Annotated in this window: 16 protein-coding genes; 5 read left to right on the plus strand and 11 right to left on the minus strand. The window is 73.2% G+C overall.

Features of this window, described 5'->3' with window-relative positions:
* The first annotated feature begins 272 nt into the window (after positions 1-272).
* The gene (locus G5C65_RS02850; protein WP_165296970.1) at positions 273-1487 is read left to right on the plus strand and encodes an amino acid deaminase/aldolase; all 1215 of its coding nucleotides are present in this window, start codon (positions 273-275) and stop codon (positions 1485-1487) included.
* A gap of 194 nt (positions 1488-1681) precedes the next feature.
* Here G5C65_RS02850 and G5C65_RS02855 read toward each other — a convergent pair whose 3' ends face one another.
* The 8 genes from G5C65_RS02855 to G5C65_RS02890 all read right to left on the minus strand — a co-directional run bounded on the left by G5C65_RS02855 (position 1682) and on the right by G5C65_RS02890 (position 11276).
* The gene (locus tag G5C65_RS02855) at positions 1682-2497 is read right to left on the minus strand and encodes a helix-turn-helix domain-containing protein (protein ID WP_241265512.1); all 816 of its coding nucleotides are present in this window, start codon (positions 2495-2497) and stop codon (positions 1682-1684) included.
* 80 nt (positions 2498-2577) lie between these two features.
* Positions 2578-3567, minus strand: a complete 990-nt coding sequence (locus G5C65_RS02860) for a S66 peptidase family protein (protein WP_165296971.1) — start codon at positions 3565-3567, stop codon at positions 2578-2580.
* A 226-nt stretch (positions 3568-3793) separates the two neighbouring features.
* Complete coding sequence (locus tag G5C65_RS02865; protein WP_165296972.1) at positions 3794-5314, minus strand: hypothetical protein; 1521 nt, start codon at positions 5312-5314, stop codon at positions 3794-3796.
* A gap of 2 nt (positions 5315-5316) precedes the next feature.
* Positions 5317-6198 carry a DUF2510 domain-containing protein gene (locus tag G5C65_RS02870; protein WP_165296973.1) on the minus strand — a complete coding sequence of 294 codons (882 nt, stop codon included), beginning with the start codon at positions 6196-6198 and terminating at the stop codon, positions 5317-5319.
* Positions 6199-6256: 58 nt separating this feature from the next.
* Entirely contained in the window at positions 6257-7570 is a 1314-nt protein-coding gene (locus G5C65_RS02875) for an HAD family hydrolase (protein WP_165296974.1), read from the minus strand.
* A 141-nt stretch (positions 7571-7711) separates the two neighbouring features.
* Positions 7712-8497, minus strand: coding sequence for a 3-oxoacyl-ACP reductase (locus G5C65_RS02880; protein ID WP_165296975.1), 786 nt, complete (start codon positions 8495-8497; stop codon positions 7712-7714).
* A gap of 10 nt (positions 8498-8507) precedes the next feature.
* On the minus strand, positions 8508-9899 hold the full coding sequence (locus tag G5C65_RS02885; protein ID WP_165296976.1) for an aldehyde dehydrogenase family protein: 1392 nt from the start codon (positions 9897-9899) through the stop codon (positions 8508-8510).
* Positions 9900-9908: 9 nt separating this feature from the next.
* Positions 9909-11276, minus strand: coding sequence for a type I glutamate--ammonia ligase (locus G5C65_RS02890; protein WP_165296977.1), 1368 nt, complete (start codon positions 11274-11276; stop codon positions 9909-9911).
* Positions 11277-11348: 72 nt separating this feature from the next.
* On the opposite strand from G5C65_RS02890, the gene G5C65_RS02895 reads away from it, so the two are divergent.
* The 3 genes from G5C65_RS02895 to G5C65_RS02905 all read left to right on the plus strand — a co-directional run bounded on the left by G5C65_RS02895 (position 11349) and on the right by G5C65_RS02905 (position 14522).
* Positions 11349-12092: a FadR/GntR family transcriptional regulator gene (locus G5C65_RS02895; protein ID WP_165296978.1), complete on the plus strand. Its 744-nt coding sequence runs from the start codon at positions 11349-11351 to the stop codon at positions 12090-12092.
* A gap of 123 nt (positions 12093-12215) precedes the next feature.
* Entirely contained in the window at positions 12216-13634 is a 1419-nt protein-coding gene (eat, locus tag G5C65_RS02900) for an ethanolamine permease (protein WP_165296979.1), read from the plus strand.
* Positions 13635-13832: 198 nt separating this feature from the next.
* Entirely contained in the window at positions 13833-14522 is a 690-nt protein-coding gene (locus G5C65_RS02905; RefSeq protein ID WP_165296980.1) for a gamma-glutamyl-gamma-aminobutyrate hydrolase family protein, read from the plus strand.
* Here G5C65_RS02905 and G5C65_RS02910 read toward each other — a convergent pair.
* Positions 14503-15471 carry a LysR family transcriptional regulator gene (locus tag G5C65_RS02910; RefSeq protein WP_165296981.1) on the minus strand — a complete coding sequence of 323 codons (969 nt, stop codon included), beginning with the start codon at positions 15469-15471 and terminating at the stop codon, positions 14503-14505. The two genes, G5C65_RS02905 and G5C65_RS02910, sit on opposite strands and share 20 nt — an antisense overlap.
* A 70-nt stretch (positions 15472-15541) precedes the next feature.
* Here G5C65_RS02910 and G5C65_RS02915 point away from each other — a divergent pair, with 70 nt between their 5' ends.
* Positions 15542-16627 (plus strand): TDT family transporter, encoded by a 1086-nt coding sequence (locus G5C65_RS02915; protein ID WP_165296982.1) that lies wholly within the window; start codon positions 15542-15544, stop codon positions 16625-16627.
* Here G5C65_RS02915 and G5C65_RS02920 read toward each other — a convergent pair.
* Both G5C65_RS02920 and G5C65_RS02925 read right to left on the minus strand, forming a co-directional pair.
* Positions 16593-17318, minus strand: a complete 726-nt coding sequence (locus G5C65_RS02920; protein ID WP_165296983.1) for a helical backbone metal receptor — start codon at positions 17316-17318, stop codon at positions 16593-16595. The genes G5C65_RS02915 and G5C65_RS02920 overlap by 35 nt on opposite strands.
* Before the next feature lie 122 nt (positions 17319-17440).
* Positions 17441-19195 (minus strand): BCCT family transporter, encoded by a 1755-nt coding sequence (locus G5C65_RS02925; protein WP_338146214.1) that lies wholly within the window; start codon positions 19193-19195, stop codon positions 17441-17443.
* Positions 19196-19299 lie beyond the last annotated feature (104 nt).

A 19299-nucleotide genomic window follows, 5' to 3' on the forward strand; every position in this document is an offset into this window, starting at 1 on the left:
GTGCGCGGGCCGGGGAGGGTGTGCGGGACGCGGCGGTCGCGGAACGTCCGCGCGCTCGGCGTCCGTGCTCACCTGCACCCCTCCCGCGAGTGCCGCCCCGCGCCAACACCGGGCCGGGGCAGGCGGGTTCGTATCGGATCGCACGCCCCTGCCGGCCGCACAGCGTGCTGCGTCACTCTACGGTGCGCACCGGGAGGTACGGCAACCCGGCCGCACCTGCCCGGACCAGCGAGGGGCTGTGCCGGCGCGGGACGTTCTGGCAAGCTGCGGGAATGTTCGACACGACTGCCGATCCCGCCGCCGACCGTGTCCGCTACGACCGCGCCACCGCCCATCTGGACGCGCCGCTCGCCGTCGTCGACCTCGAAGCGTTCGACGCCAACGCGGCGGACCTGGTCGGCCGCGCCGGAGGCAAGCCCGTCCGGGTCGCGAGCAAGTCGGTGCGCTGCCGGGCCCTGCTGGAGCGGGTGCTGGCCCGGGACGGATTCAGCGGAGTGCTCAGCTACACGCTGGCCGAGTCGCTGTGGCTGGCCCGCTCCGGGATCACCGACGTCCTGCTGGCGTATCCGTCCGCCGACCGCACCGGATACGCGGAGCTGGCCGCTGACCCGAAGCTGGCCGCGTCGGTGACCGTGATGGTCGACGACATCGCGCAGCTCGCGCTGATCGACCGCGCGCGGGACGGCGGCACCGAGGAGATCCGGGTCTGTCTGGAACTGGACACCTCGCTGCGGCTGCTGGGCGGCCGGGTGCGGATCGGGGCCCGCCGCTCCCCGGCGCACTCCCCGGCGCAGCTCGCCGAGCTGGCCCGCGCGGTGCACCGCCGCCCCGGCTTCCGGCTGGTCGGCGTGATGGCGTACGAGGGCCATGTGGCGGGTGTCGGCGACGCGGCGCCACACGCGGCGCTGCGCTCGCGCGCGGTACGGCTGATGCAGGCGGCGGCCCGGCGGGAGCTGGCCCCGCGGCGTGCGGCTGCCGTCAGCGCGGTGCGCGCGGTCGCCCCCGATCTGGAGTTCGTGAACGGCGGCGGCACGGGCAGCGTGCAGCACACGGCGGCCGAGGCGGCGGTCACCGAGATCGCGGCGGGCTCGGGGCTGTTCGTGCCGCACCTGTTCGACACGTACACGTCCTTCACCGGGCGCCCGGCGGCGCTGTTCGCGATGCCCGTGGTGCGCAGGCCGAGCGTCGGCGTGGTGACCGTGCTGGGCGGCGGCTACCCGGCGTCCGGCGCGGCGGGCCCGGACCGGCTGCCGCAGCCGTATCTGCCGCGGGGGCTGCGGTACGACGCGCAGGAGGGGCCCGGCGAGGTGCAGACCCCGCTGCTCGGGCCGCCCGCCGACGATCTGCTGATCGGCGACAAGGTGTGGTTCCGGCACGCCAAGGCCGGGGAGCTGTGCGAGCGGTTCGCCGAGCTGCAGCTGATCGAGCGGGGCCAGGTGGTGGAGACGGTGCCGACGTACCGGGGCGAGGGGCACACCTTCCTCTGACGGGTTGGTGGGTGTGTACCGGTCGAGTCGAGCCAGCAGATCGGCCGGGTCGGTGGTGGTGAACTTCCACTGGAACGGCTGTGCCGTGGCGTTGTAGCGGTCTTCGAAGGCGCGAAGCCGGTTCCGGACCCGGGACAGGTCCGTGAAGTCGTTGGGTTGGACGACCTTTCGCTGGACGATGGAGAAGAAGATCTCTATCTGGTTCGTCCAGGAGGCGTGGACAGGGGTGTGGACCATGACCGCGTTCGGAAAGGCCCTGGTGAGACGGTCGATGGCCTTCTACCCTCGGTGGGAGGAACCGTTGTCGACGATCCAGAAGACACGTCTGGCGCTCGCGTAGGGCTCCTGGGCCATGAGAGCGCACCGCCGCGGCCGTATTCGTGATTGACCCGCATCGCCCGGGCTTGGCCCGGGGCCAGGGTCGGATGGCAGCGGCAGCGGGCTTGGACGGAGGTCTTCTCGTCGCTGGAGACGACGTACTCGCCCGGCCCGAGCGGGACACCCTCGAAAGTACGGGCGTATAGGTCAAGGACGCGCCCGGCTTTGGCGCGGAAGTCCGGGTCGCGGATGAAGATCCAGGACCGGTACTGCCAGGGCTTGAGCACGTCCTCGCGCAGCCAGCGGCGCACCGAGGACGCGGAGACGGTGTCGGTGATCCCGCGTGCGGTCAGCTCGGCGGCCAGCTCCGGGCAGGACCAGCGCGACAGCGGCACACCCGTCTCGGCTGGTAACTGGCAGGCCAGCGCCTTGGTCTCGGCGATCTGCACGGGAGCGAAGCGGGCCGGGCGCCCTGAGCGTTTACGGTCGGCCAGGGCCGACAGGCCGCCGTGAGCGAACCGGCCGCGCCAGGCACGAACCGTGTCCAGATGCAGGCCGGTCTCGTGTGCGATGCGCGCGTTGGAGCGCCCCCGTGCCGCGTGCAGAACGATCTGCGCACGGCACCGTAGCCGGTGCTCGGTCTTGTGGCCATGGGCCATCTTCTTCAGTCGCTCGCGCTCGGCGGCGGTCAAAACGATCGGGCAGGCCGATCATGGGAAGCGGAACACGACGGGTCGCAGCCCTCCGGGCCTGCGCCAATATCCAACAGAACTCAGCCTTCCGTGACCGCCGACTCGATCAGGGACAGCGTCTGGTTGTCCGCGTCCACGTCTGCGCGGACGCCGAGAGGCAGCGGCAGGTTCGGCGAGGTGTGACCGAAGTCGACCTGTGCGAGAACCGGGATGTCACGTCCAGCCAGGACATCGAGTACCACGTCGCGTAGATCTGCGCGCTCTCCGCCGCCCTCGTGGGGCGTGACCTCGGTCGGGATGCCGACCACCATGCCCGCGATCCGGTCCAGCACACCGGACAGCCGCAAGGTATGCAGGTCGTTCCAGATCCGCGAGACCGGCCGCTGCAGTTCCTCCCAGAACAACACGGCGCCCTCGAACCGTTCGGCGGCCGGCGCGAACGGTGTCGCCTGCAGTAGGACCAGGCGGTTCAGCAAGCCGCCAAACAGTGGTCCCTGCGCGCGGCCCGGCCGCCAGGTTTCCCAAGCCTCCTTCGCCGGCAGCGCGCCCGGCGCCTCGGCCTTGGTGAGCACACGGGTGTAGAGGTCGATGAGCTCGGAGCGGCGGGCCTCGTCGCCCAGCGTGTACCAATCGCTGCCGAAACCGTGGGTGGCGATGTCGGCGTGGAAGCCGACGAGGCCGGTTTGGGCGTACAGCGCCATGTGCAGCAGCGAGATATCGCTGTAGCCGATGATGGGTTTCGGGTCGGCCCGGATCGCGTCCAGATCGATCAAATCGAGATAGCCGATGGTCGCCTGTCCACCGGTATGCGCGACGATGGCCCGCACCTCCGGGTCACGGAGTAGACCATTGAGCTCGGCGGCCTGCTCCGCCGGAGTGCCCGACGCCCACCAGCGGTTCCGCGCCGGGTTGACCATCGGGCTGACCCGCACGCGGAAACCCATCCGCTCGAGTATCGCCACACCGCGGGCGAGCAGTGGTTCCTCACCCGGCTCAAGCTGGCCCGAGGGCGCGGTAACGACCACGAGGTCGCCGGAACGTAGCACGCGGGGCCGAAGGATCGCAGGCATGGGGGGTCTCCTCCTTGTTGATCAGCAACGGCGAGGAACAAGGTCCGTGCTGCCGGTATTCCGCCTCCCCGGCGTGAGCAAGCCGAGCCCCGAAACCCCGGCTGAGCCCACCGACCGCCTCTACGCGGACAAGCCAGGAAGGGCGAGTGCCGATGACGGGTTCGTCGGCACCCCGAGGACTCCTTCGACTGTGCCTGCTCCCCGAAGGACTTCCGGAGCCGACCACTTAGCGCCGGGCGCGGCGGCGCACGGCGAGGACGCCGATCACCGCCAGGCACCCGGCGCCGCCCGCGGCCAGGGCGACGGCCGTCGCCGGGGTCCCGGAGCCGCCCGTTGCGGACTCCCCCGTCCCGCTCGGGCAGTCGCGCAGCGACTCCGGGGGCGGGACGCGCGCGGTGTCGTTGCCGCTGCGCCGGTCGCGGACGAACTCCGGGCGGCCGGCGGCCCGCACCCGGCCGCTCCCGCGCACCGTACCCGTGCGGCACAGCTCGAAGGTCTGGGCGAAGCCGGCGCCTGCGGGCAGTCCGGTGCCGCCGGAGGCGACGCAGTCGTACGAGCGCGCGCCGCCCTTCGTCGGCTCGCACTCCCACAGCAGTTCCTCCAGGTCCTCCTCGCTCGGCCCGAGGACGGACGTGCCCGGGGGCGGGGTGAAGCGGAAGCGGCCGGCGTCGGACGACAGGGTGCCGGGGCCGTTGTTGCGTACGCCGACGACGAGGCGGCCGTTCTCCACCGTGCTGTACGCCTCCAGGTCGACGGTCTGCCGGGTGCGTATCTGCGTCCGCAGCAGCCGCTGGTAGCCGTCGGTGCCGACAGAGCCGGGCAGGGCTTCGAGGGTGAGGCGCTCGCCGGTGCCGCGCCGTGTGTAGCGGTCCTTGCCCGCCGGGTCGTTCTCCCATGGGGAGTACTGCCCCGACCGCCAGGGCGAGGTGACGATCACCGCGCTGGTCATGGTGCGGGAGGCGGTGAAGCGCAGCGGCGCGGAGAGCCGGTAGGCGGTGTGCGGGCGCAGCCTGCCGCCGAACCAGCAGTAGGCGCTGCGGCCGGTGGACGCGTCGTAGCGGCAGTTCCGGTACTTCTCGACCAGGCGCAGCGACAGGTGCTGGGAGGACACGCTCAGCCCGACGCCGTAGGCGGGCAGCCGCCCGATGTTGGCGATGACCGGCGAGAAGGCGGCCCGGCCGCCGGGGCGGACCCCGCCCACGCTGTCGTGGTCGGGGTCCTCGCCGCGTATCCGCAGCCGCGCGCCGCCGACGCGCACGGTGGTGACCGCGGACGCCTCGGCGCCGCCCGCGGCGGTGACGCGGTAGCGGATGGTTCCCCGCGCGCCGTCCCGGGCGCCGGGCGCGTTCTCGATCCGCAGGCCGCGCACCCGGGTCAGTCCCGCGTCGAGCTTGTCGTACGCGCAGGTGAACGCGGCCTTGCGGCCCTCGGCCGGCGCGCACTTGCCGCGTGCGGACAGCTTCACCGCGCCCTGCAGCCCGCGGGTCTCGACGGTCAGCCGCACATCGCGCGCGCCGCCCGCGCCGGCGCGGATCCCGGCGCGCAGCGAACTGGTGGCGTCCTGCGCGGGCTGCTGGGAGGGCACGAAGGTGGTGAAGTCGCGTACCACGTCCAGCGAGAGCCGTCCGTCCCCGGCGCCGTCGGCGCTCGCGGGCAGCGGCCGGCCGGTGACCGCGGCGAGCGAGGCGAGCAGGCAGACGAGGGCCGCCGCGGCGCGGTGCGCCGGGCGGGTGCGGGCGGGGCGCACCCTCAGACGTCTCGCTGTGCGCCGTCGGCGGCGGAGCCCCGGCGTACGCCGTCGACCAGCTTGTCCAGATCGCTCAGCGGCGGGGCGTCCTTGTGGATGTCGATGCCGGAGCGGATGACGAGCATCCGGCCGGAGCCGTCGGGGTGCGGGAAGGCGACGGACTCGACGTAGGCGTCCGGGTCCGTCTTGTTGTCGATCTTCCAGCGGATCCGGTAGCCGTCCTGCCCCGCGACCTTCACCTCGCCCTTCTTGACGACGGAGTGCGAGGTGATGCCGCCGTAGCTGTCGGCGCCGTAGGACGACGTGGCGTTCTTCTCGATGTCCGCCTCGGCGACCTTCTTCGCGGAGCCGGTCTCCTCGGCCCGGACGATGGCCGAGCCGCCGCGTACGCACTGCTTGGCGCCCTCGCCGGGGCAGCGGTACTCGTGGATGCCGACGGCCGCTCCGCCGCTGCCCGGCACGGCCCGCCACCCGTTGAGCACCGGGAGCCGGACCCCCTCGGCGGGGGCCGGGCCCCGCTCGCCGGGCGGCGCGGTGGGCGGCTCCGACTCCGGGGCGCTCGGCTCGCCGGGGGCGCTCGGCGCCGGGGTCCGGGACGTCTCGGGCCCGCCGCCGGACCGCGGTTCGCCCTCGGAGTCGCCGTCCGAGCCCGCGAAGAGCAGCACCGCGCCCACGGCCAGCGCCGCGAGGAGCACGACGGCGCCCACGAGGCCCGCGATGAGCGGGCCCCGGCCGGCGCCGCCGCGCGGATGCGGCGGCGCCTGGGCGGCCCCACCGGCGGGACGGCTGTGCTCGGTCCACGACTGGCCGTCCCACCAGCGTTCCTGCGGGGGCTGCTGAGGTATCTGCCCGGGGTCGGGATACCACCCGGGAGGGGTCGTCATGCTCACCCCATGAACCCTAGGGCACCAGGGGCCCGACCTGCAGCGGGTCCCGTCGCGTTCAGGCCGTGGCCGCCACGCCCGGACCGTGCGCGGTGTCGTGCTGGTCGGGGATGACGGAGCCGTCGTCGCGGCGCACCGGCCCCTGGCTGCCGTCGGGGCGGGTAAAGGCGGTGGTGGAGCACGGGTACGGCGTGCGCTTGGCGGGCAGCGGCTCGATGAACATCGGGTTCACCGCCCAGCGGCCGTCGGCGTCGTCGTAGCCGCGGCACATGATCTCCGGCTTGTTGCGGTTGAGCACGAGGTGGGTGCCGGTGGCGTCGCCGACGAAGGTGACGTCGGTGTCCGCGTCGCCGCCGCCGATGGCGATGCGGTGCCGGGCGTTCTGCTTCTTCCAGGCGTCGGCGCCCTTGATGCCGAAGATCTCCTGGTTGATGACGCAGCGCTTGCCCTCGATATAGGGGATGACCCCGCCCTGGCTGTCGGGCACGTCGCCGCAGCCCTTGGTGTAGGTGGTGATCCGGCCGTGCCGCACCACGCTGCGGATGGCGTAGGTGTGGGCGCGGTTGACACCGATGCCCTTGGCCCACTCCTCGGCGACCGGCTCCGAGCCCGCGGAGACGACGTTGACGTTGAACCCGGCCTTCTTCAGGGTGCGGATCAGGTCCTTCTGCTGCGCGTAGTAGCGGCTGTAGCCGGGGACGGTGTGGCTGCCGATCCGCTCGGTGGCGCCGATGGGCGCGGCCAGGAACTCGTCGCGCGCGTGCCGCGCGTACGAGCGCAGCTCGGCGACGGTGTGCCCGGCGAAGAGCTGGGGCACCCAGGCGTACTGCGGGACGGTGCGGCGGTGGTTCCAGTCGCCGGCGAACGCCTGCTGTCCGCTCATGGTCCTGGCCTCGCCGCGGACTTCGAGGATCTCGTCGGCGCAGGCGGTGTTGGTGGAGGTGGGCAGCGGGCGGCCGACGGGCACATCGGTGCCGCACGCCTCGGTGAGGGCGCGGTCGGCGGCCGGGGTGAGCCACTGGCTGGTGGCGGCCCAGCTCCTCGGGCGCAGGATCTTGTCGTTCTTGAGGGCCCAGACGATGGTGGCGTCGGTGGAGTCGTTCTTGACGAGGGTGTTGTCCCAGTCGAAGGCGGCGACGGGGCGGTGGCGGCGGTCGTAGCCGGGGGAGCACACGCCGCGCTCGTCGATGGTGCGCTGGAGCTTGGCGCGGTTGTCGCCGAACCACGGCAGCTTCGTGGAGAGCTGCGGGCAGTGCTGGGGGCGGGGGTGCTGGTGGTGCTGAGCGGAGGTCCTGGCCTGCGCCGGAGCCGCGGTGAGCGCGACCGTCGCGGCGGTGAGGGCCAGCCCCGTGAGAAGGGTTCTGCGATACATGGCTGCACCGTACAACTGGCGAGGCCCGGGGGCATCTGACGGCACGTGGGAGCCCGCCGGCTCCCCCGGTTGCGCGCGGGCAGCACGGAGCCGGGTGGGAGCGTCCCCTCCGCGCTCCCACCCTGTCCGCCCGGCGAGCCGCTACTGCGGCGTCACATACGCGCCCGAGATGCCGCCGTCGACCAGGAACTCCGAGGCGTTCACGAAGGACGCGTCGTCGCTCGCCAGGAAGGCGACCGCCGCCGCGATCTCCTCCGGCTCCGCGAACCGGCCCCCGGGAACGTGCACCAGCCGCCGCCGGGCCCGCTCCGGGTCCTTGGCGAACAGCTCCTTCAGCAGCGGCGTGTTCACCGGTCCGGGGCACAGCGCGTTCACCCGGATGCCCTCCCGCGCGAACTGCACGCCCAGCTCGCGGGACATGGCCAGCACCCCGCCCTTGGAGGCGGTGTAGCTGATCTGCGAAGTGGCGGCGCCCATGACGGCGACGAAGGACGCGGTGTTGATGATGGAGCCCCGGCCCTGCTCCCGCATATACGGCAGCGCCGCCTTGCAGCACAGGTAGACGGAGGTGAGGTTGACCTCCTGCACCCGCTTCCAGGCGTCCAGCCCGGTGTCCAGGATCGAGTCGTCGTCGGGCGGCGAGATCCCGGCGTTGTTGAAGGCGACGTCGACCGAGCCGTAGGTCTCGTACGCCGTGCGGAACAGCGCCTCGACCTGCTCGGGGTCGGTCACGTCGGCCTTGACGTACAGCCCGCCGGTCTCCTCGGCGGCGGCCTTGCCGCGCTCGTCGTCGACGTCGGCGCACACGACGCGCGCGCCCTCGGCGGCGAGGCGGCGCGCGGTGGCCAGGCCGATGCCGCCTCCCGCTCCGGTGATGACGGCGGTGCGCCCGGCCAGACGGCGGCCGGCGGCGGTGGTGTCGGTCACTGCTGCTCCCTTACTCCCCTGTGGTGGCTGTGCTGAGGAAGACGTTCTTGGTCTCGGTGAAGGCGGCCAGCGCCCCCGGGCCCAGCTCGCGGCCGAGTCCGGACTGGCGGTAGCCGCCGAAGGGCGTCGCGTAGCGGACGCTGCTGTGCGAGTTCACGGAGAGGTTGCCCGCGCGCACGGCCTGCGAGACGCGCAGCGCCCGGCCCGTGTCCCGGGTCCACAGGGAGCCGGAGAGGCCGTAGTCGGTGGCGTTGGCGAGCCGTACGGCGTCCGCCTCGTCCTCGAAGGGGAGTACGGCGGCGACCGGGCCGAAGACCTCCTCGCGGGCCACCCGCGCGTCCGGGTCCGCGGCCACCACGGTCGCCGGGTACCAGTAGCCGGGCCCCTGGGGGGCGCGGCCCCGGATGAGCGCGGGCGCGTCCTCGGCGACGTAGGAGCGCACCCGTTCGCGGTGCGCGGCCGAGATCAGCGGGCCCATGGCGGTGGACTCGTCGGCGGGGTCGCCGACGGCGACGGCCTGCACGGCGGGCTCCAGCAGCTCCAGGAAGCGGTCGTAGACCGACCGCTGCACCAGGATGCGGCTGCGGGCGCAGCAGTCCTGGCCGGTGTTGTCGAGGAACGACCCGGGCGCCTCGGCCGCCGCCAGCTCCAGGTCGGCGTCGGCGAAGACGATGTTCGGGCTCTTGCCGCCGAGTTCGAGCGTCACCCGCTTCACCCCGGCGGCGCACTGGGCCATGATCCGCTTGCCGACGGCGGTGGAGCCGGTGAAGACGACCTTGGCCACCTGGGGGTGCTCGACCAGCGCGCTGCCCGCCACCGGCCCCTCGCCGGGCAGCACCTGGAACAGGTGCTCGGGCAGCCCGGCCGCGCGGGCCAGCTCGGCCAGCCGCAGCGCGGTGAGCGGGGTGGCCTCGGCGGGCTTGAGCACCACCGCGTTGCCCGCGGCGAGGGCCGGCGCGGTGCCCCAGGCGGCGATGGGCATCGGGAAGTTCCACGGCGCGATGACGGCCACCACGCCGAGCGGCTCGGCGAAGGTGACGTTCACCCCGCCGGCGACGGGGATCTGCAGCCCCGTCAGCCGCTCCACTCCCCCGGCCGCGTACTCCAGCAGGTCGCGGACGTTCCCCGCCTCCCAGCGCGCGCCCGCCACCGGGTGGCCCGCCTCGCGCACCTCCAGCCGGGCCAGCTCCTCGCGGCTGCCGTCCACCGCGGCGGCGAACCGGCGCAGCAGCCGGGCCCGGTCGGCGGGCGCGAGGGCCGCCCACTCCGCCTGGGCACGGGCCGCGCGGGTGACGGCGGCGTCCGCCTCGGCGGGCGAGGCGGCGGGGACGGTGGCGATGACCTCCTCGGTCGCCGGGTTGACGACGTCGAGGGTCTCCCGCCGGTCTGTCTGCTCTGTCACCACAGTTCCTTACATGCGTTCGAAGGAGCGGAAGCGCTCCCAGTCCGTCACGGCGCTGTCGAAGGCCCGCTGCTCCACCCGGGCCATATGGCGGTAGTGCGCGACGACCTCGTCCCCGAAGGCGTCCCGCGCGAGGGCGCTGGCCTCCCACAGCTCCGCCGCTTCCCGCAGCGTGCCGGGGACATGCGCCGCGTCCCCCGTATAGGCGTTGCCGGTGCACGGCGCGGGCAGCTCCAGCTCCCGCTCCACGCCGTGCAGCCCGGCTGCGATCATCCCGGCGACGGCGAGGTAGGGGTTGACGTCGCCGCCCGGCAGCCGGTTCTCCATCCGGTGCGCCGGCCCGCGACCCACGACGCGGTAGGCGCAGGTGCGGTTGTCCGGGCCCCAGGCGACGGCGGTGGGCGCGAAGGAGCCGGGCTGGTAGCGCTTGTAGGAGTTGACGTTCGGGGCGTACAGCAGGGTCAGCTCGCGCAGCGCGGCCAGCTGGCCGGCGAGGAAGTGCCGCATGGTGCGGGACATCCCGTACGGGTCGGCGTCGTCGGCCAGCACGGGGCGGCCCGCCTCGTCGCGCAGCGAGAGGTGGATGTGGCACGAGTTGCCCTCGCGCTCGTCGTACTTGGCCATGAAGGTGAGCGCCCGGCCCTCCTGGGCCGCGATCTCCTTGGAGCCGGTCTTGTAGACGACGTGCTGGTCGCAGGTGGTGAGCGCGTCGGTGTAGCGGAAGGCGATCTCGTGCTGGCCGAGGTTGCACTCGCCCTTCGCGGACTCGACGGTCATCCCGGCGCCGGCCATCTCGTTGCGGATCCGGCGCAGCAGCGGCTCGACGCGTCCGGTGCCGAGGATCGAGTAGTCGACGTTGTACTGGTTGACGGGGGTCAGGCCGCGGTATCCGCCGTCCCAGGCCCGCTCATAGCTGTCCTCGAAGACCATGAACTCCAGCTCGGTGCCCACATACGCGCTCCAGCCGCGCTCGGCGAGCCGGTCGAGCTGGCGCTGCAGGATCTGCCGGGGCGAGGCGACCACCGGCGCGCCGTCCTGCCAGGCCAGGTCGGCGATCAGCAGCGCGGTGCCCGGGTTCCAGGGGACGCGGCGCAGGGTGCCGGTGTCGCCGTGCATCGCGAAGTCGCCGTAGCCGTGCTCCCAGGACGACATGGCGTAGCCGTCGACGGTGTTCAGGTCGACATCGACGGCGAGCAGGTAGTTGCAGCCCTCGCTGCCGTGGTCCAGAACGTCGGAGAGGAAGAACGGGGCGGCGAACCGCTTCCCCTGCAGCCGGCCTTGCATATCGGTGAAGGCGAGGACGACGGTGTCGATCTCGCCCGCGTCGACGAGCCGGCGCAGTTCGTCGACGGCGAGTGGAGGTGTGCGGTCTGCCACGGGTGGGCCTCCTGTCGGTCCGTGGGAAGCCATAAGGTATCCAGGGAAACCATTGTTCGGGAAGGGGTTCCGATGAACGAGCGGTACACGGCCCGCGTCGCCGAGGACCGGCTGTCCACCGTGCTCCGCCCCGTCCGCGCGGGCAACGGCTTCGAGGAGGCGCTGGAGCAGATCCTGCAGATCGTGCGGCTCGGGCTGGTCGCGGAGGGCGAGCGGCTGCCCTCCGAGCGGGAGCTGGCCGACCGCCTGGGCATCAGCCGGGTCACCCTGCGCGAGGCGCTGCGGGTGCTGGCGGACCAGGGCCTGGTGGAGAGCAGGAGGGGCCGGTACGGCGGCACGTTCGTACGCCGCAGCCCGTCGGCCGAGGCCGGTGCGCAGGGCACTGAGGCCCACCCGGTCGACCCGGCAGGGCTGGAGGACACGCTGCTGTTCCGCGAGGTGCTGGAGACCGGCGCCGCCGGGCTGTGCGCGGCGCGCGGCCTCACTCGCGAGGAGACGGCGCGGCTGCGGACGGCGCTGGACGCCACCCGCGAGTCGGCGCTGCCGGACTACCGGCGGCACGACACGCTCTTCCATCTGACCCTGGCCGAGCTGGCCGGCTCGCCCTCGCTGACCGCCCAGTACGCGGCGGTCCGCGCCTCCCTCAACGATCTGCTGGGCCGCATCCCGCTGCTGGTCCGCAACCTGGAGCACGCCCAGGTGCAGCACACGGCGCTGACCGACGCCGTCCTGGAGGGCGACGCGGAAGGCGCCCGCGAGATCATGCGCGAGCACTGCGCGGGCACCGCGGCCCTGCTGCGGGGCTTCCTGGCGTGACGGCAGGCGTGAGCAGGGGCTGGTGTAACACAGACTTCACGCACAGGTCTTGCGCAACGGCCACTCGCCCCACAAAGGTATGCCATCACACCAATAGCTGAGCCAGGCAGGAGCGTGTGGCACATGTCCGAGGAATCCCAGGAGTACCTCCAGCGGCGCGCCCTGCGCCGCGGCAACGCGGGCCCGCTCCTGCTCACCGGGCTCGGCGTCGCCTACGTCGTCTCCGGCGACTACTCCGGCTGGAACCCCGGCCTCGCCGAGGGCGGCTTCGGCGGGCTCGCCATCGCCATGGTGCTGATGGGGCTGATGTACACCTGCATGGTCTTCGCCCTCGCCGAGCTGTCCGCCGTCCTGCCCACCGCGGGCGGCGGCTACGGCTTCGCGCGCCGCGCCCTGGGCCCCTGGGGCGGCTTCCTCACCGGGACCGCGATCCTCATCGAGTACGTGCTCGCCCCCGCCGCGATCGTCTGCTTCATCGGGGACTACGTCGAATCGCTCCACCTGTTCGGACTGGAGTCCGGCTGGCCCGTCTATCTGGCCTGTTTCGTGATCTTCATCGGCGTCCATCTGTGGGGCGTCGGCGAGGCGCTGCGCTTCTCGCTGATCGTCACCGCCATCGCGGTCGCCGCGCTGCTGGTGTTCGTCCTCGGCGCCCTCACCGACTTCAGCGTGGCCAACCTGGACGACATCCCGGCGGACTCCGGCGCCGCCGGATCCAGCTCCTGGCTGCCGTTCGGCCTGCTGGGCATCTGGGCCGCTTTCCCCTTCGGCATGTGGTTCTTCCTCGGTGTGGAGGGCGTGCCGCTGGCCGCCGAGGAGACCCGGGAGCCCGCGCGTACGCTGCCGAAGGCCATGGCGCTCGCGATGGGCATCCTGCTGCTGCTCGCCCTGTTCACCTTCGTGGCGGCGACCGGGGCGCGCGGCTCGGCGGCCATCGCGGACGTGGGCAATCCGCTGGTGGAGGCGCTGGAACCGGACGGCGAGGCGACGACGCTGTCCCGGGTGGTCAACTACGCGGGCCTCGCCGGGCTCGTGGCGTCCTTCTTCTCGCTGATCTTCGCCGGCTCGCGACAGCTGTTCGCGCTCTCCCGCGCCGGATATCTGCCGCGCTTCCTCTCCCTCACCAGCCGCCGCAAGGCCCCGTACCTGGGTCTGCTGCTGCCGGGCGGGCTCGGCTTCGCGCTCGCCGCCTCCAGCGGGGACGGAGCGAAGATGCTGAACATCGCGGTGTTCGGGGCCACCATCTCCTACGCGCTGATGTCGCTCTCGCATATCGTGCTGCGCAGGCGGGAGCCGCGGCTGCCGCGCCCGTACCGGACACCGGGCGGGATCGTGACGTCCTCGACCGCGTTCGTCCTGGCGTGCGCGGCGCTGGTCGCCACCTTCCTGGTGGACAAGCAGGCGGCGTTCATCGCGCTGTGCGTGTACGCGGTGGCGGTGGCCTACTTCGCGCTCTACTCCCGGCACCGGCTCGTGGCCGCAGCCCCCGAGGAGGAGTTCGCGGCCCTCGCGGAGGCGGAGGCGGAGCTGAGCCGTGACTGACGGGCGCCGCGAGGATCGCGCCGGGCAGGGGCTGCCCCTGCCGGTGCGCCGCAGAGTGCGGCTGGGTCGTGGTTGCTTCAGGGGCGCGGGGAACTGCGCGACCAGCCACGGAGCACCCGCGGACTGCGGCGCGACAGCAAGGGGCAGCCCAGCCCGCCGGCCTGTTCTCATGAGTCACCGTCATCACAGGAGGAAGCCGTGACCCGACCTCTCGTCGGCATCAGCACCTATCTCGAACCGGACGTCCGGTGGGGCGTGTGGCGCAAGCCGGCCGCCGTCCTCGCCGCCGGCTACCACGAGCTGGTCCAGCGGTCCGGGGGCCACGCCGTGCTGCTGCCGCCGGACCCGGACCCGGCCACCGCCTCCGCGCTCGTCGCCCGGCTCGACGGCGTGGTCACCGCGGGCGGCCCCGACGTCGAGCCGGCGCGCTACGGCGCCGCCCGCGACCCGCGCACCGGGCCCGCGTACCCGCAGCGGGACGCCTGGGAGGCGGCCCTCACCGAGGCCGCGCTGGAGCAGCGCAAGCCGCTGCTCGGCATCTGCCGGGGCCTGCAGATCCTCAACGTGCTGCGCGGCGGCACCCTCACCCAGCACCTGGACGGCCACCGGGGCGCCGACGCGGTCTTCCTCCCGCACACCGTCAAGCCCGTACCCGGCACGCTGCTGGAGCGGGTGCTGCCCGCACCGGTGGACGTCCCCTCGTACCACCACCAGGCGGTGGCCGCGCTCGGCGAGGGCCTGGTGCCCTCCGCGTACGCCGAGGACGGCACCGTCGAGGCGCTCGAACTCCCGACGCCGGAAGGCTTCGTCCTCGCCGTGCAGTGGCACCCGGAGGAGGGCGACGACCTGCGGCTGACCCAGGCGCTGGTCAGCGCCGCGCTCGGGTGAGCGACAGCAGGTCCCGCGCGGGGCCGGCGGGCCGCGCGCCCCGGGGCCACACCGCCCGCAGCGCGCGGCTCAGCTCCACCCCCTCCACGGGGACCCGGACGAGCCGGCGGGCCGCCAGCTCCTCGCCGACGGCCAGCTCGCTCACCACCGCGGGGCCCGCGCCGCTCACGGCCGCGGCCTTGACGGCGGTGGTCGAGGCGAGCTCCAGCAGCGGCGGCGCCAGCCCGCCGTGCCCGGCGAGCGCGCGGTCCAGCACCTGACGGGTCCCGGAGCCGGTCTCCCGCAGCACCAGCCGGGTCCCGGCCAGCTCGGCGGGGGCGAGCGGCCCGCGGCGCCGCGCCCATGGATGGCCGGGTGCGGCGACGACGAACAGCCGGTCGTGCGCGATGACCACGCCGTCCAGCCCGGACGGCGTCCCGAGGCCCTCCACGAAGCCCAGGTCCGCCTGGCCGTCGGCGAGCAGCCCGGCCACGGCGGCGGAGTTCCCGACGCGCAGCGAGACCGCGGTACCGGGGCGGGAGGTGCGCAGTGCGATCAGCCAGCCCGGCAGCAGATACTCCGCGATGGTCATGCTCGCGGCGACCCGGAGCCGCGAGTCGCGCTGGTCGCGCAGCGCGCTGACGCCCGCGTCGAACGCCTCGGCCGACTCCACGATCCGCCGCGCCCAGTCCGTCACCAGCGCCCCCGCCTCGGTCAGCCGGGAGCCCCGCGGCGAGCGCTCCAGCAGGGTGACGCCGAGCTGCCGCTCCATCGAGCGGATCCGGCCGCTGGCGGCGGGCTGCGAGACGCCCGTCTCGCGCGCGGCGCCGCCCAGGCTGCCGAGCCGGGCGACGGCGAGCAGCAGCTGCAGCGCGCCCAGGTCGGGCACCCGGTGCGCGAGGCCCGGCGCGCCGTGCTCGGCGCGCGGCGCGTCCGCCGCCGCGGCGTGCGGTGTGGACCGACTGCTCATAGGAGCAGCTTATGCCCCCATAGGGACATGCTCCCTGGTGGGAGCCGCACGGCGGCGGGAGCGTGCAGTCATGACCCTTGACGCGCACACCCAGGCCCCCGCACACGAACCCCCCATGGCCCGGCCGGCGCCCGCAGCCCGGCTGCGCGGCCTCGGCCCCAACTGGTACGCGTCCGTGATGGGCACCGCGATCGTCCCCACCGCCGGTGCCGCGCTCTCCGTGCCCGTGCCGCGGGCCCCGCTGCTGGCCGTCTGGGCGCTGTCCGCCGCCATGCTGGCCGTGCTGCTCGTGGCACGGGCCGCGCACTGGGCGCGCCACCCGGACCAGGCGCGCGCCCATCTGCTGGACCCGGCGGTCGCGCCCTTCTACGGCTGCACGTCGATGGCGCTGCTCGCGGTCGGCGGCGGGGCGCTGGCGCTGCGGGTGCCGGGCGGGGTCGCGGTGGACGCGGTGCTGTGGTCCGCGGGTACGGCCGTGGGGCTGGCGGCGGCGGTGGCGGTGCCGTATCTGATGATCACGCGGCACGCCATCGAACCCGGCACGGCCAGCCCGGTGTGGCTGCTCCCGGTGGTGGCGCCGATGGTGTCGGCGGCGCTCGGCCCGCCGCTGGCCGCGCACGCGCCGGAGGGGCAGCCCCGGCAGGCGCTGCTGCTGGGCTGCTTCGCGCTGTTCGGCGCGAGCCTGCTGACGACGTTCCTCATCCTGCCGGCCGTCTTCTCCCGCCTCACCCACCACGGTCCGCTGCCGCTCGCGCTGACCCCGACGCTGTTCCTCGTCCTGGGCCCGCTGGGGCAGTCGACCACGGCGCTGGGCAACCTGGCGGACGCGGCGCCCGGCGACTTCGCCTCCCTGGCCGTGCTGTACGGGGTGCCGGTCATCGGGTTCGCGCTGCTGTGGCTGGCGCTGTCCACGGCGCTGGTCGTGCGCGCCGCGCGGCGCGGGATGGGCTTCGCGATGACGTGGTGGGCGTTCACCTTCCCCGTCGGCACCTGCGTCACGGGCACGGCCTCGCTCGCCCGGCACACCGGGCTGGACGCGTTCGACTGGCTGTCGGTCGCGCTCTACGCCCTGCTGGTCGCGGCCTGGGCGGCGGCGGCCGTGCGGACGGCCGGCGGCCTCGTCAGCGGAGCGCTGCCCGCAGCGCCGCGCCGATGACCCGCGGCGCCTCCCGCAGCGAGGGCCCGTACCAGGTGAGATGGCGCCCGCTGACGAGCGCGGAGGGGAGGGCGGGGAACGCCTCGGGCCCGTCGTCGGCCGTGAACAGGTAGGGCTCGTCCGGCAGTACGGCGAGGTCGGCCAGGCCGGGCGCGTTCAGCTCGTCGACGGGGATCCGCGGATAGCGTTCGGGGTGCGCCGCGTACGCGTTGCGCACCCCGAGCCGCGCGAGGAGGGCGCCCGCGAAGGTGTCCCGGCCCAGCACCATCCACGGCTTGCGCCACACGGGCACGACGGCCCGTACGTCGAACTCGGCCCGCGCCTCGTGCCACGCCGACTCGGCCTCGTCCAGCCACGCCGGGCGGCGCAGCCCGCACCCCTCGGTGAGCACCCGGTCCAGTTCGGCGAGCCCCTCGTCCAGGTCGCGGATCTCGGTGACGAGGACCCGCAGCCCGGCGGCGCGGAGCGCGGCCAGGTCGGGCGGGCGGTTCTCCTCCTCGTTGGCCAGGACGAGGTCGGGCGCGAGGGCCGCGATCCGCTCGACGTCGGGGTTCTTGGTGCCGCGCACACGCGTCACCTCCAGCCCGGCCGGGTGGCTGCACCAGTCGGTGGCCCCGGTGAGCAGCCCGGGCTCCGTGGCGGCCACGGCCTCCGTGAGGGACGGCACGAGAGAGACGACGGAACGCACCATGCGCCCACGGTACGCCCCGCGCGCCCGGCGCAGGGGCGCCGCGTACGGCGACGGGCGGTGCGGGGAGTCGAATCCCCGCACCGCCCGTCGCTTTCCGGCGTGTGGTGCGCTGCCGCGGACCGCTACCGGGTGGGTTCCGGTGGTGCGTCCTTGGCGCCGGAGGGGGCGGCCCGCGCCTCTTCCGGCACGGCGTCGGAGTCGCCGTTCTCCTGGTTCTCCTCCATGGCCGCTACCGCTCTGCCCACCAGTTTCTTCTGTTCGGCGGCGCGTTCGGCCGCCTCGTAGGCATGGCGTTCGCTGGCGAACGCCTTCGCGGTGGCGATACACATACCGATCATCACGAAACTGAAGGGCAGCGCGATGACGATGGCCGCTGTCTTGAGCGTATTGAGTGACGATGGACTGCCCAGATCGGAGGCCAGCAGCAGCGCGGCGGCCACGGCGCCCTCCGTCACAGCCCAGAACACCCGGCTCCAGACGGGCGGGTTGGGGTCGCCGCCGGAGGACAGCATGTCCACCACGAACGACGCCGAGTCGGACGACGTCACGAAGAACGCCACGATCAGCAGGATGGTCACACCGGCGATGAAGGTGCCGCCGGGCAGCGTGTCCAGCACCTGGAAGAGCGCGGTGTCCGTGCTGACCGCCCCGTCGGGGGCGTAGTTCTCCGCGCCGGACGCCTGGTCCTTGACGGCGGTGCCGCCGAAGACCGCGAACCAGAAGAACCCGAGGAGGGTCGGGACCAGCAGCACGCCGCAGACGAACTCTCGCACCGTACGCCCCCGCGAAATACGGGCGATGAAGACGCCTACGAACGGAGCCCAGGAAATCCACCAGCCCCAGTAGAAGACGGTCCAGCCGTTGACGAAGCTCGTACCCGCGTCACCGTGCGAGGCGCCCGTGTCGAAGCTGAGGCGGAGGATGTTCTGCAGGTAGCCGCCCAGGTCCTGGACGAAGCCATTGGCGATGAACAGCGTCGGGCCCACGGCGATCACGAACAGCATGATCAGGCCGGCCAGCACCATGTTGAAGTTGGACAGCCACTTGATGCCCTTGCCGACGCCGGTGACCACGGAGATGGTGGCCACACCGGTGATGGCGGCGATGAGGATCACCAGCAGCGGCTTGCCCGGGTCGTCCACCCAGTCCAGGAAGCCCATGCCCGCGGACACCTGCATGACGCCGAGGCCGAGCGAGGTGGCCACGCCGAACAGGGTGCCGACCACGGCGATGATGTCGATGACGTCGCCCAGCCTGCCCTTGACCCGGTCCCCGAGCAGCGGCTCCAGCGCCCAGCGGATGGAGACGGGACGGTTCTTCCGGTGCACCGCGTAGCCCACGGCGAGACCCACGACGACATAGATCGCCCACGGGTGGACCCCCCAGTGCAGGAAGGTCTGCACCATCGCTGCCTCGGACTTGGCGGCGTCACTGCTGCCGGTTCCGGGCTTGGGGTCGACGAAGAAGTTCAGGGGCTCGGCCGCGCCGAAGTAGACCAGCCCGATGCCCATTCCGGCCGCGAAGAGCATCGCGAACCAGGAGAGGGTGGAGAATTCGGGCTTCTCGTTGTCCTTGCCGAGGCGGATCCGCCCGTAACGGCCGAGGCCGATCCAGAGGACGAAGATGACGAACACCGAGCCCAGGGCCATGTAGTACCAGCCCAGGTTGTCGCCGATCCCCTCCTGGACGTCCGCCATCTGCTCGGCGGCGTCCTCCTGGCCGATGACCGCGTAGAGGATGAAGGCCACGATGATCACCGCGGCCGGCCAGAAGACGCGGTGGGAGATCGTCGCGGAGAGCTTGCCTATGCCCTGCGCCTCCAGAACTTCCCGGTCACGGTCGCCGCCCGGCGGTTTTTCCTGCGATTGCGCTGCCACGCACTCAATCCCTTTGCTGTAGAAGGTGGTTGCTCATCAACCCGGGGTGTCTATCAGCCCGAGAGGCGCGTCTGCCCGCAGACTCCGGTGATATGCATCACAAA

Origin of the sequence: Streptomyces boncukensis, assembly GCF_011045075.1 — a bacterium.
GTDB classification, from domain to species: domain Bacteria; phylum Actinomycetota; class Actinomycetes; order Streptomycetales; family Streptomycetaceae; genus Streptomyces; species Streptomyces boncukensis.